Annotated in this window: 15 protein-coding genes; 1 reads left to right on the top strand and 14 read right to left on the bottom strand. The window is 44.2% G+C overall.

Annotation, left to right across the window (positions count from 1 at the left end; all coding sequences use genetic code 11):
- Positions 1 to 253: 253 nt before the first annotated feature.
- From rpsQ to rpsJ, 11 genes are read right to left on the bottom strand one after another with little or no spacing between them, the layout of a single operon-like run.
- Positions 254 to 511 (bottom strand): 30S ribosomal protein S17, encoded by a 258-nt coding sequence (rpsQ, locus tag DRB05_RS00465; RefSeq protein WP_010607740.1) that lies wholly within the window; start codon positions 509 to 511, stop codon positions 254 to 256.
- Positions 511 to 702 carry a 50S ribosomal protein L29 gene (rpmC, locus tag DRB05_RS00460; RefSeq protein WP_010376372.1) on the bottom strand — a complete coding sequence of 64 codons (192 nt, stop codon included), beginning with the start codon at positions 700 to 702 and terminating at the stop codon, positions 511 to 513. Before rpmC ends, rpsQ begins: the two co-directional genes overlap by 1 nt.
- The gene (rplP, locus tag DRB05_RS00455) at positions 702 to 1115 is read right to left on the bottom strand and encodes a 50S ribosomal protein L16 (RefSeq protein WP_010376373.1); all 414 of its coding nucleotides are present in this window, start codon (positions 1113 to 1115) and stop codon (positions 702 to 704) included. Before rplP ends, rpmC begins: the two co-directional genes overlap by 1 nt.
- 13 nt (positions 1116 to 1128) lie before the next feature.
- On the bottom strand, positions 1129 to 1830 hold the full coding sequence (gene rpsC / locus DRB05_RS00450) for a 30S ribosomal protein S3 (protein ID WP_010376374.1): 702 nt from the start codon (positions 1828 to 1830) through the stop codon (positions 1129 to 1131).
- 12 nt (positions 1831 to 1842) lie between these two features.
- The gene (rplV, locus tag DRB05_RS00445; protein WP_010376375.1) at positions 1843 to 2175 is read right to left on the bottom strand and encodes a 50S ribosomal protein L22; all 333 of its coding nucleotides are present in this window, start codon (positions 2173 to 2175) and stop codon (positions 1843 to 1845) included.
- A 12-nt stretch (positions 2176 to 2187) separates the two neighbouring features.
- Positions 2188 to 2466: a 30S ribosomal protein S19 gene (gene rpsS, locus DRB05_RS00440; RefSeq protein ID WP_010376377.1), complete on the bottom strand. Its 279-nt coding sequence runs from the start codon at positions 2464 to 2466 to the stop codon at positions 2188 to 2190.
- Between the two features lie 16 nt (positions 2467 to 2482).
- Positions 2483 to 3307, bottom strand: coding sequence for a 50S ribosomal protein L2 (rplB, locus tag DRB05_RS00435; protein WP_010607737.1), 825 nt, complete (start codon positions 3305 to 3307; stop codon positions 2483 to 2485).
- A 17-nt stretch (positions 3308 to 3324) separates the two neighbouring features.
- Complete coding sequence (gene rplW / locus DRB05_RS00430) at positions 3325 to 3627, bottom strand: 50S ribosomal protein L23 (protein ID WP_095728987.1); 303 nt, start codon at positions 3625 to 3627, stop codon at positions 3325 to 3327.
- Positions 3624 to 4226: a 50S ribosomal protein L4 gene (rplD, locus tag DRB05_RS00425; protein WP_088529602.1), complete on the bottom strand. Its 603-nt coding sequence runs from the start codon at positions 4224 to 4226 to the stop codon at positions 3624 to 3626. Before rplD ends, rplW begins: the two co-directional genes overlap by 4 nt.
- Before the next feature lie 17 nt (positions 4227 to 4243).
- Entirely contained in the window at positions 4244 to 4879 is a 636-nt protein-coding gene (gene rplC, locus DRB05_RS00420; RefSeq protein WP_010376387.1) for a 50S ribosomal protein L3, read from the bottom strand.
- Positions 4880 to 4906: 27 nt separating this feature from the next.
- Positions 4907 to 5218, bottom strand: coding sequence for a 30S ribosomal protein S10 (gene rpsJ, locus DRB05_RS00415; RefSeq protein ID WP_010376390.1), 312 nt, complete (start codon positions 5216 to 5218; stop codon positions 4907 to 4909).
- 471 nt (positions 5219 to 5689) lie between these two features.
- On the opposite strand from rpsJ, the gene plsB reads away from it, so the two are divergent.
- Positions 5690 to 8116: a glycerol-3-phosphate 1-O-acyltransferase PlsB gene (plsB, locus tag DRB05_RS00410; RefSeq protein WP_128725197.1), complete on the top strand. Its 2427-nt coding sequence runs from the start codon at positions 5690 to 5692 to the stop codon at positions 8114 to 8116.
- Between the two features lie 49 nt (positions 8117 to 8165).
- Here the strand turns inward: plsB and DRB05_RS22870 are convergent, their stop codons facing one another.
- From DRB05_RS22870 to DRB05_RS00400, 3 genes are read right to left on the bottom strand one after another with little or no spacing between them, the layout of a single operon-like run.
- Positions 8166 to 8600 carry a hypothetical protein gene (locus DRB05_RS22870; RefSeq protein WP_240036181.1) on the bottom strand — a complete coding sequence of 145 codons (435 nt, stop codon included), beginning with the start codon at positions 8598 to 8600 and terminating at the stop codon, positions 8166 to 8168.
- Entirely contained in the window at positions 8597 to 10255 is a 1659-nt protein-coding gene (locus tag DRB05_RS00405; protein WP_240036180.1) for a TRAP transporter fused permease subunit, read from the bottom strand. Before DRB05_RS00405 ends, DRB05_RS22870 begins: the two co-directional genes overlap by 4 nt.
- A gap of 36 nt (positions 10256 to 10291) precedes the next feature.
- Positions 10292 to 11308, bottom strand: coding sequence for a TAXI family TRAP transporter solute-binding subunit (locus tag DRB05_RS00400; protein WP_128725196.1), 1017 nt, complete (start codon positions 11306 to 11308; stop codon positions 10292 to 10294).
- Between the last annotated feature and the right edge of the window lie 313 nt (positions 11309 to 11621).

Here is an 11621-nt window from a genome sequence, read left to right as displayed (position 1 = left end):
CACTAAGTCTCCAATCAATTTGAAGGGTGAAATACCATATTAGCGTCGTTAAAAATTTCTCATTTAGAACAACTAAATAGCAAAATTTTTGCCTAGCTACTAAAGCTATTTCTCCGCTTCAAATTGCTCATTTACCTAATACAATTGGTATTAATCTGACGCTCGATAGCTATTTATAAAAATTATCCAGAAACGCAAAAGCCCCAGCTAATGCCGGGGCTTTATAAAAGTCTAATTTAGTTAAAAACTAAAATTAAGCTTTCTTAGGACGTTCAATCACGTCAACTAGCGTCCAAGATTTTTTCTTAGAGATTGGCGCACATTCGCGAATAGTCACGACGTCACCTGCTAGTGCTGTGTTGTTTTCATCGTGTGCGTGCAACTTAGTTGTACGCTTGATGAACTTACCGTAGATCGGGTGTTTAACCTGACGCTCGATAGCAACAACGATTGACTTGTCCATTTTGTCGCTAATTACACGACCTTGTACAGTACGGATCTTATCGCTCATTATGCACCTGCCTTCTGGTTGATAACCGTTTTCACACGCGCAATATTGCGACGTACTTTCTTAAGCTCGTGAGTTTGAGCTAGCTGACCAGTGCTCGCTTGCATGCGCAGGTTGAACTGCTCACGAAGAAGCTCTAGAAGTTCAGCATTTAGCTCTTCTACGCTTTTGTCTTTAAGTTCGCTAGCTTTCATTACATTACCGTCCGAGTTACAAATGTTGTTTTGAAAGGTAATTTACGAGCAGCTAGGTCGAATGCTTCACGAGCAAGCTCTTCTGAAACACCTTCCATCTCGTAAAGTACTTTACCAGGCTGAATTTCAGCAACCCAGTATTCAACAGAACCTTTACCTTTACCCATACGAACTTCAAGCGGTTTCTCTGTAATTGGCTTATCTGGGAATACACGGATCCAGATTTTACCTTGACGCTTGACGTGACGTGTCATAGCACGACGAGCTGCTTCGATTTGACGAGCAGTCATACGGCCACGGCCAGTCGCTTTCAAGCCGAAAGAACCGAAGCTAACTTTGTTACCGCTGGTAGCCAGACCACGGTTGCGGCCTTTGTGTACCTTACGGAATTTTGTACGTTTTGGCTGTAACATTAGTCGCTACCTCTTACTTAGCACTTTTTTTAGCTTTCTTCGGCGCACGTTTAGCTGGCTTCTCTTGCTCTTGAACTAGTGGAAGACCACCAATTACTTCGCCTTTGAAGATCCAAACCTTAACACCGATGATACCGTAAGTGGTCAAAGCTTCTGAAGTTGCGTAGTCGATATCAGCACGTAGAGTGTGTAGAGGTACACGACCTTCACGGTACCACTCAGAACGTGCGATTTCAGCACCGCCTAGACGGCCGCTTACTTCAACTTTGATACCCTTAGCACCTAGACGCATTGCGTTCTGTACTGCGCGCTTCATAGCACGACGGAACATAACACGACGCTCTAGCTGAGAAGAAATACCGTCAGCAACTAATTGTGCATCTAGCTCTGGCTTGCGTACTTCTGCGATGTTGATTTGCGCAGGTACACCAGCAAGCTTAGTTACAGCTTGGCGAAGCTTTTCAACATCTTCACCTTTTTTACCGATAACAACACCAGGACGAGCTGTGTGAATTGTTACACGGATTGATTTAGCTGGACGCTCGATAACGATCTTAGCTACAGAAGCACTTTTCAATTCCTTAGTAAGGTATTGACGTACTTTGTGATCGCCAAAAAGCTGTTCAGAGAAATCTTTTGTATTCGCGTACCAAGTAGATACCCAAGGCTTTGAGATACCTAGGCGAATACCAGTAGGATGAACTTTTTGTCCCATTACTTATATCTCCTAGCTATCCGATACCACAACAGTGATGTGGCTTGTACGCTTAAGGATGCGGTCTGCGCGTCCTTTAGCACGTGGCATAATACGTTTCATTGTAGGACCTTCGTCTACAAATACTTTAGCCACTTTAAGCTCATCAATGTCAGCACCTTCGTTGTGCTCCGCGTTCGCGATAGCAGACTCAAGTACTTTCTTAACTAATACAGCCGCTTTCTTCGGGCTGTACGCCAGGATTTCTAGCGCGCGATCAACCGGAAGTCCACGGATCTGATCTGCCACTAGACGTGCTTTCTGCGCCGAACCAGAGGCGAATTTGTGTTTAGCTAATGCTTCCATCATACCCTCCGATTAACGCTTCTTAGCTTTCTTATCCGCAGCGTGACCGCGGTAAGTACGTGTAGGTGCAAATTCACCTAGTTTGTGACCGATCATTTCGTCTGTGATGAACACAGGAACGTGCTGACGACCATTATGGACAGCGATGGTCAATCCGATCATGTTAGGTATGATCATTGAACGACGGCTCCAAGTTTTAATTGGCTTCTTGTCACCGCTTTCCAACGCTTTCTCTACCTTCTTCAGCAAGTGTAGGTCAATAAATGGACCTTTCTTGAGAGAACGTGGCATGGCAATTCCTCAACTATTATTTAGTACGACGACGTACGATAAACTTATCAGTACGCTTGTTCTTACGAGTCTTGTAACCTTTAGTAGGTACGCCCCATGGAGATACAGGGTGACGACCACCAGAAGTACGACCTTCACCACCACCGTGTGGGTGGTCAATCGGGTTCATGGCAACACCACGAACTGTAGGACGGATACCACGCCAACGATTTGCACCAGCTTTACCTAGTGAACGTAGCATGTGTTCTGCGTTACCTACTTCGCCAAGAGTCGCACGACAATCAGACTCAACCTTACGAACTTCGCCAGAGCGAAGACGTAGTGTTACGTATTGACCTTCACGAGCAAGGATCTGTACGTAAGCACCAGCAGAACGTGCAATTTGCGCACCTTTGCCAGGTTTAAGTTCAACGTTGTGTACAGTAGAACCTACAGGGATGTTACGCATAGGTAGTGTGTTACCAACCTTGATTGGTGCATCAACACCAGATTGGATTGCATCACCTGCTTTAAGACCCTTAGGTGCAATAATGTAACGACGCTCACCGTCTGCATATAATACAAGAGCGATGTTTGCGCTACGGTTTGGATCGTACTCTAGACGCTCAACTTTAGCTGGAATGCCATCTTTTGTGCGTGTAAAGTCGATTACACGGTAGTGTTGCTTATGACCACCACCGATGTGACGAACCGTGATACGACCGTTGTTGTTACGACCGCCTGATTTAGAGTTTTTCTCTAGTAGCGGAGCGTAAGGCTTACCCTTGTGTAGATCAGGGTTAACCACTTTAACGACGTGACGACGACCCGCAGAAGTTGGTTTACACTTTTGAAGTGCCATAATTCTAACTCCCCTTATTACTCGGCGCCGCCGACAAAGTCTAGCTCGCTACCTTCTTTAAGAGTAACGTATGCTTTTTTCCAATCGCTACGACGGCCAAAACGCATACCAGTACGCTTTGTCTTACCCTTAACATTTAGAGTGCGAACACCAGTTACTTCTACTTCGAAAAGCTTTTCAATAGCAGCTTTAATTTCTGCTTTGTTTGCATCTTTAGCTACTTTGAAAACGATAGTGTTGTTTTCTTCAGCAGATACAGTGCTCTTCTCAGAGATGTGTGGAGCAAGGATTACTTTTAAAAGACGTTCTTCACGGATCATGCTAGCGCCTCCTCAAGTTGCTTAACAGCAGCAGCAGTAATCAGAACCTTATCGAAAGCGATTAGGCTTACTGGGTCGATGCCAGCTACGTCACGCGTGTCAACCTTGTACAGGTTACGTGCAGAAAGGAATAGATTCTCATCTACTTCTTCAGTCACGATTAGTACGTCTTTAAGCTCAAGTTCTTTAAGCTTAGCTACTAGTTCTTTAGTCTTTGGTGCTTCTAGACCAAAGTTTTCAACAACTACTAGACGATCTTGACGAACAAGCTCAGAAAGAATGCTCTTGATCGCACCGCGATACATCTTACGGTTAACTTTTTGGCTGTGATCTTGCGGCTTAGCTGCAAAGCTCACACCACCGCTGCGCCAGATTGGGCTGCGGATTGTACCAGCACGTGCACGGCCAGTACCTTTTTGGCGGAATGGTTTCTTACCACCACCGCGTACTTCAGAACGTGTCAGTTGAGCTTTAGTACCTTGACGAGCACCTGCTGCATAAGCAACAACTACTTGGTGTACTAATGCTTCGTTAAACTCACGTCCAAAAGTAGCTTCGGAAACTTCAAGCGCGCCAGCGCCTTTAATTGCTAATTCCATCACTAAATCTCCAGGACTTATGCTTTAACAGCTGGTTTAACGATAACGTCACCGCCGATAGCGCCAGGTACTGCACCTTTAACTAAAAGCAAGTTACGCTCTGCGTCAACACGTACTAGTTCAAGGTTCTGTGTCGTTGAACGAACATTACCCATTTGACCGGCCATTTTCTTACCTTTGAAAACTTTACCAGGAGACTGGTTTTGACCGATTGAACCAGGAGCACGGTGAGATAGAGAGTTACCGTGAGTTGCGTCTTGCATGCTGAAGTTCCAGCGCTTAACACCACCTTGGAAACCTTTACCTTTTGAAGTACCAGTAACGTCTACTTTTTTCACTTCAGTGAAAAGTTCAACAGTTAGCTCTGAACCTACTTCAAATTCACCTTCACCGCCGTTAAGACGGAATTCCCACAGGCCGCGACCCGCTTCAACGCCAGCTTTAGCGAAGTGACCCGCTGCTGGTTTGTTTACACGGCTTGCTTTTTTCTCGCCTGCAGTAACTTGAAGCGCGTTATAACCGTCAGTTGCGTCAGATTTGATCTGCGTAACACGGTTAGGAGTCGCTTCGATAACTGTCACAGGGATAGATACACCATCTTCAGTGAAGATACGTGTCATACCCACTTTACGACCGACTAGACCTAATGCCATTTTCCTAAAACCTCTCTAATCTTCCGATTAACCCAGGCTGATTTGAACATCAACACCAGCAGCAAGGTCTAGGCGCATTAGAGCGTCTACAGTCTTGTCAGTTGGTTCTACGATGTCGATCAGACGTTTGTGGGTGCGGATTTCATACTGATCACGCGCGTCTTTGTTTACGTGCGGAGAGATCAATACTGTGAAACGTTCTTTGCGCGTAGGTAGTGGGATTGGACCACGAACCTGTGCACCAGTGCGCTTCGCTGTTTCCACGATTTCCGCCGTTGATTGGTCAATCAAACGGTGGTCAAAAGCTTTTAGGCGAATACGAATGCGTTGATTTGACATTCTTAAACCTCAAAATAAAAAGAGCATTTAAAAAGAGCATAAAAAAACGACCGAGACTAGCTCAATAATTCCTGAGAAGTCGGTTGTTAATTTATTTCTACCATTGAACTCACAATTGGAGTTCCTGTTCATAGGGCCTGAAATCCAGACCTTTCATTTACTTTTCTAGACACTATGGTCAAGAAAGTCTGCATATTATAGTGATATTGGTGATAAATGCAACAACTAATACAAAGTAATTTTATCGTTGGGATCCGTAGACGCTGTCACGCAGATACAGTGCATTGAACATACATAATATTTCACTCACACAAAGCACATAGAACAAAATTCACTCTACTCAAGCATTCGCTTCTGTTAACCTTCAATAGTGAAATATTGCGACAAGAAAACATGGATGACGCCTTTGTAAATGGTCAGTCCAGTTAAATCTTGGTATTCTATGGCTAATGATAATTGTTCGGTATTCCCATGCAGATTTTTTCTTATTTGCTTACAACCATCGCTCGCTGTAGCAACTGGCTTTTTGTTAAAAGTAAAGTATTGCCAGAGCATCCCATTGAGGATTACGAGCTAGATCCCAGCATTCCCACATTTTATGTAGCGAGACTCGACTCGGTATCAGACATGGTCGCGCTAGACGTTATGTGTAAAAAGCTTGGTTTACCAAGACCGTCTCAAAAAGCGCGAATTGGCAATAAAGAGCTCAATCGTTTTGTTGGGATCCAGACTCCGCCAAGTGTCTTTGGTAATAGTCATAAACCAAGTGATGCACTTGAACATAGCAAAGCGATTTTTGAAGCGCTAAAAGATGATGACAATACCGATGCGCAGGTTATTCCGGTCACCATATTGTGGGGTCGTAATCCAGGTAAAGAAAAGCCAGGTGTGGGAACCTTATTATCCAACTCATTAACACCGAGCTGGCTGCGCAAATGCTTTGTGATCTTGTTTTCAGGCCGGGATAACTTTGTTCGATTTTCCCGCCCGATTGAACTTAATCAATTGTTAAACGATAAAGCAGACGTTGAGGAGCTACCACATAAGCTGCTGCGCGTTGCACGCGTGCATTTCCGCCGTCAAAAGTTGGCTGCAACGGGTCCCAAATTGCCATCACGTGAACAGCTATTTAATTCTATCTTAGCGTCACAAAGCATTAAAAAAGCTATTGCTGACGAAGCAAAGGCAAAAGGTCTAAGTCAGGAAGAAGCAAGGCTACAAGCACTTAGGTTATTAGACGAAATAGCCGCAAACTATTCAGACGCCATGGTACGCGTGGCTGATAGAGCCCTAACTTGGCTGTGGAACAAGCTTTATAATGGTATTGAAGTTAATAACTCAGACAAAGTACAAGCGCTTGCGGACAAAGGACATGAGATCATTTACGTGCCATGTCATCGTAGCCATATGGATTACTTGCTTCTCACTTATGTGATTTACCATCAGGGTTTGGTACCACCGCACATCGCAGCTGGCGTTAATCTCAACTTTTTCCCTGCGGGGCCGATTTTCCGTCGTAGTGGCGCCTTCTTTATTCGCCGCTCCTTCTCTGGTAACAAACTCTATTCCGCGGTATTCAAGGAGTATTTGAGTCAGTTATTTATCAAAGGGTATTCTGTTAAGTTTTATACCGAAGGCGGTCGCAGTCGTACCGGTCGCCTTTTACCACCAAAAACGGGTATGTTGGCAATGACACTACAATCTATGTTGCGTGGCATAGACAGGCCTATCTCACTGGTGCCTGTTTACCTCGGTTATGAACATGTTATGGAGATCAACACTTACCTCAAAGAGCTGGCTGGTAACAGTAAGAAAAATGAGTCTATCTTTGGTATTTTTAAGGCGATTAAGAACCTTAAAAACTATGGTAGAGGGTATTTAAATTTTGGCGATCCGATATCAGTCAACCAATTTTTAAATGAGCATCAACCAGATTGGCGTGATTCTATCCACCCCACCGAAACTCAAAAACCTGCTTGGCTGAACAAGCAAGTTGCCGATCTCGCTGATGTCATCATGACTGAGATAAATAACTCAGCAGCACTGAACTCAGTTAATTTGCTTGCGACAATTTTGCTGAGTAACGAGCAATTTGCATTGCCTAAATCACAACTGCTACAACAGCTCGATTTGTATCTTGGACTACACAGACATGCACCTTATCACGACAATGCGACGGTGCCAGATTCGAGCTCTGAGGGCTTACTCGATCATGCACTTAAGCTTGATAAGTTCGATATTATTGAAGACAGTTTCGGCAGCATCATTAGTGTTAAGGAAAAAGAACGCGCTCTGCTTAATTATTACCGTAACAATATTCTGCACCTGTTTGCCGTACCAAGCTTAATCGCTCAACAGCTCTTCAACCGCTACAGCTTGACTGTTGATGAGTGCCGTAAAGAGGTAGCGCTGTTGTATCCCTTGTTTGCAAAAGAGTGGTTCTTAACAGATCTTAAGACAGGATATATAGAGTCTATTTTCGAATACTTTGCGGCTAAGGATCTGATCACCTTTGATGGTCACCTTGCCTCAGTTAACAAAGATGGTAGCGCATTGGCACAATTAGAAATGCTAGGTAAAGTGATTCACTTAACGCTTGAGCGCTATGCAATTACGATTAACCTCGTTAAGCGTCATCAAGGATTAAGTCGTAGCGAGCTTGAAAAAGAAAGTGCACTTCTTGCTGACCGACTAGGAACTTTGCATGGCATCAAAAGCCCTGAGTTTTTTGATAAAAAAGTACTCAGTGCATTTGTCACTAGCCTAAAAGAGCAAGGCTTTATAGAGCAAGATGAAGCTGCTGGCATTCGTGGCACAGAATCACTGCATATCTTAGAGCAGTATTTAAAAGCCCTGCTACCTGCTCGAATACATCAGTCTATCCAACATATCGTTTAATATCAAAAGGCCCCAATTTAGGGGCCTACTTTATGGAGCATAGCAAAGCTTAAGTTAGACGATTATCTATCACTTGCTTTATAACAACAGCAACAACACATAGTGCCGCTGCAATATCTACAGAGATTATTTGATGCGGCCAAACTAAAGCGATACCTAAAAGTGCTAACACCATCCTGATAGGTTTATTGAGCTTCGCCTCCGCATAGCCATATATCGCTGCTGCCAAAGCGTACATCCCCACAAGCGCGGTGAAAAAAACCTGCATGATCTCGAAATTACTCCCCCCGATAAACGGCGTATAAGCAAACAGTAAGGGAACGATGTATAGCGCTTTGGCCGTTTTCCATGCTTCTATTCCTGTTGCCATCGGCGGTGTTTTGGCAATTCCCGCGGCGGTAAAAGCGACCAAGCATACCGGCGGTGTCACATTGCTATCTTGCGATAACCAAAAAATAATCATATGGGCAGAAAGTAGCATCATGGCCAAATGCGTGGCATCAAATTGGCTACTGCGAATAATATCAATAGCCTCTGGCGCAAGCTTGCCAAAATAGTAAACACTTGAGCCGCTGTAATATTTGGCTGGTTATATATCTCACCTAGTGCTGGTGCCATCATACTCATCATCATCGTCGCAGTGTCATTGAGTTGACCATTTACTATGATCTCTACCAGTGCTGACTGGCTGATCAAGCCATACAAAGCCGGTGCAGAAAGCGTTGCCAACACAATATATGATGCCGTAACAGGCAGTCCCATACCGATAATTAGCGAGGCCAATGCAATCAATACCAACAACAGTATCAAGCTTGCTCCCGCCCATTCATTTATCATTAGAGAAAAAGTAACCCCTAAGGAGCTGATCGAAATACAATTCACCAGCATGCCAATGGCCACCAATAATATTGCTGTCTTAGCGCTGTTTTCAGTTGCATTTGCAAGCGCAGCCAAAACCTTTGACCACTTCATCGGCGAATGTGAAAACAAAGAAAATAGACACACACTGAGCGTCGCAATACTGACTGCATAAGTTGGCGTAAAGCCATAAATCATCAATGTTACGAGCAACACGATAGGTAATAAATGATGCCAACCAGACTTCAGCTCTTGCCAAGCACTCAATTGCTCTGACTCTAATGCTGGCTGGATGTTCAAACGCTTAGCTTGAATACGTACAAAGATGGCGATAGATGCGAAATAAAGCAGAGCGGGAACAAAGGCCGCCGCAATTATCGTCAGATAAGGAATTTGAGTATAAGAGGCCATCACAAATACACCTGCCCCCATAATCGGCGGGATCAGCTGACCTCCAGTCGATGCTCCGGCTTCAACTGCTGCCGCAAACTTTGCAGGAAAGCCAGCTTTCTTCATTAATGGAATGGTGATCACCCCAGTCGCCGCTGTATTCGCGATAGCAGAGCCCGACACAGAGCCCATCATACCCGAGCTCACAACAGCAACAAGTCCTTGTCCGCCAACCATGCGACCAACAAGCGCATTGGCAAAGCGAATGATAAAATCCCCTGTTCCTGCTTGGACTAGAAATGCGCCAAACAGGATAAACATAAAAACAAACGTCCAAGAAATTTTAGCAATAGGTCCAAACAAGCCGTCATCAAAGTAATTGCGAAACAAAATAGTTTCTGCGCTTAAACCCGCAAAATGAAACACGCCATCGATATACTGTCCCAAAAACAGTACATAACTCATCGCCAGTAGGATCATCATCGGGATAAACCAGCCCATACAGCGCCGGACCAACTCAAGCGCGAGGAGTACAGCGGTGGAAGATGCTATCCAGTCAGCCGTAGCAAATTCATAATTACGCGCAGCCAACGCATCACTGTACAGAACAAGATAGCCACAGCTCACGGTTAAACCGATAAACAGCCCGATATCAATAACGCTAGAAAGCACTGCTAATTTGCCAACTCTAAGTGGCAAGGTGAGCAAGATAATGCTACCAAATAGCATGAAATGAATGGCTGAAATATAGTTATCCGGCCAAGTGGCGACCAAGTTAAAATAGAGGTGCAACAGACTCGTGAGTATCGCTAAATAAAAAGCGACCCTATTACGAGCTGCTGTGGACGTTGATGCTAGTGACGCATTCTGCTCACTACTGATATTACTCATTGATAGATATCATCCCGTTTTGCTAAATTGAAGGCATTACTGCAGATGATCAGGTACAGCAATACCTATTTCTCTGTAGTACTTCAGCGCACCAGGATGTAGCTTGGCAGGCAGTCCAATAAGTGCCTTTTCTATCGCCATGGCTTTAGTCGCTTTATGAATGGTTTGAAGGAAAACTAAATTTTCATAAATTGCCTTAGTGAGAAGGTATACATCCTCCTCACTCATGTCTTTATGTGCAGCAAGAAAGTTTGGCTGCGCAATCGTTTTGATTGCGTTAGTCTGGCCGGGGTAGGTGTTAGCTGGGATCTCGAAGCGTGACCATAGTTCTACCTCAGCGTTGACTTTATTTAGCTGCTCATCAGTGAAATCCAGCACAGTGATGCCATTGGCATCGGCTGCATAAGCACTTGTAATAGCGCTGACAGGTACTCCTGCCGGAATATTCATTCCCGCAATTTGACCATTTTGTAGAGCGCTAGAAGAGCCCGCATAACCTTTATGCACCAAAGTGAATTTGTCACTCTCAACGCCCAGTGCTGCCATAATATGCTTTCCAGATCCTTCCGTTCCAGAGTTACGCTTACCAATGCCAAACCCCTGTGAATATAGGTTTTTTAAATCAGAGACATTACCAGTTGTGGCATATTTCTTAGCAATGACAAAGTGCTCTACGTTTTGCCACAACATCGTTACAGAACGTAGATAATCTTGTTTGCCAACGGTTGCCATTGCGCCCGTCCCCTGCGTCGCCCATGCACCATAAAGGCCCTGTAGAATTGCCAGTTCAGCTTCTTTATTACGCATGAGTTTAAGGTTATCACCAGAACCAGCAGAGGTAATGGCCGAGACACTCATGCCATGCTGCGGTGTGACTTTTAGCTTAGTTAGTGTCGCAATTGCGACGCCTACTGGGTAAAAAGTGCCACCAGATGAGGCTGTTGCCAAAATATAGGATCTGTCTTTATCTACATTAGCAAAACTTGCAAAGGTACATAGCGACATTGTAATACTGAGCACAGTGGAAATTGTTCGAGCTGAAAGACCTAACATCTTTATACTCCCTAGTTTTAGGTTTTATATGAGCTTATTGTGCACACCTTTACGTAATTAACCAAATTTTTACGTAACTGGTGGCTGGATATCAGAATATAAATTAGGGAGATTATATGGTGAGAATATGGAGTTTAAGCCGCCAGAGCCAAATATTGGAGTATTATCAGGTTATTCGTTATAAACGTTAATGAGGCAAAAGAAGTACTTTTAATGGAGAACGGTATTTTCACTGGTCGCGATATAAAATCGCATCTACAAGGCATTAAAAAAGGCCGCCAAAGCGACCTTTTTTATGTGTGTTACGACAATC

Source organism: Pseudoalteromonas sp. A757 (assembly GCF_004103285.1).
In the GTDB taxonomy this organism is placed as follows: Bacteria; Pseudomonadota; Gammaproteobacteria; order Enterobacterales; family Alteromonadaceae; genus Pseudoalteromonas; species Pseudoalteromonas galatheae.
The sequence above is the reverse complement of the archived record's forward strand: the minus strand, read 5'-3'. Positions and strand labels throughout refer to the sequence as shown.

Bases quoted from the DNA above. Each gene is read 5' to 3' on its own strand.
- rpsQ (WP_010607740.1), bottom strand. From the start codon at position 511: ATGAGCGATAAGATCCGTACTGTACAAGGTCGTGTAATTAGCGACAAA.
- rpmC (WP_010376372.1), bottom strand. From the start codon at position 702: ATGAAAGCTAGCGAACTTAAAGACAAAAGCGTAGAAGAGCTAAATGCT.
- rplP (WP_010376373.1), bottom strand. From the start codon at position 1,115: ATGTTACAGCCAAAACGTACAAAATTCCGTAAGGTACACAAAGGCCGC.
- rpsC (WP_010376374.1), bottom strand. From the start codon at position 1,830: ATGGGACAAAAAGTTCATCCTACTGGTATTCGCCTAGGTATCTCAAAG.
- rplV (WP_010376375.1), bottom strand. From the start codon at position 2,175: ATGGAAGCATTAGCTAAACACAAATTCGCCTCTGGTTCGGCGCAGAAA.
- rpsS (WP_010376377.1), bottom strand. From the start codon at position 2,466: ATGCCACGTTCTCTCAAGAAAGGTCCATTTATTGACCTACACTTGCTG.
- rplB (WP_010607737.1), bottom strand. From the start codon at position 3,307: ATGGCACTTCAAAAGTGTAAACCAACTTCTGCGGGTCGTCGTCACGTC.
- rplW (WP_095728987.1), bottom strand. From the start codon at position 3,627: ATGATCCGTGAAGAACGTCTTTTAAAAGTAATCCTTGCTCCACACATC.
- rplD (WP_088529602.1), bottom strand. From the start codon at position 4,226: ATGGAATTAGCAATTAAAGGCGCTGGCGCGCTTGAAGTTTCCGAAGCT.
- rplC (WP_010376387.1), bottom strand. From the start codon at position 4,879: ATGGCATTAGGTCTAGTCGGTCGTAAAGTGGGTATGACACGTATCTTC.
- rpsJ (WP_010376390.1), bottom strand. From the start codon at position 5,218: ATGTCAAATCAACGCATTCGTATTCGCCTAAAAGCTTTTGACCACCGT.
- plsB (WP_128725197.1), top strand. From the start codon at position 5,690: ATGCAGATTTTTTCTTATTTGCTTACAACCATCGCTCGCTGTAGCAAC.
- DRB05_RS22870 (WP_240036181.1), bottom strand. From the start codon at position 8,600: ATGATGCTACTTTCTGCCCATATGATTATTTTTTGGTTATCGCAAGAT.
- DRB05_RS00405 (WP_240036180.1), bottom strand. From the start codon at position 10,255: ATGAGTAATATCAGTAGTGAGCAGAATGCGTCACTAGCATCAACGTCC.
- DRB05_RS00400 (WP_128725196.1), bottom strand. From the start codon at position 11,308: ATGTTAGGTCTTTCAGCTCGAACAATTTCCACTGTGCTCAGTATTACA.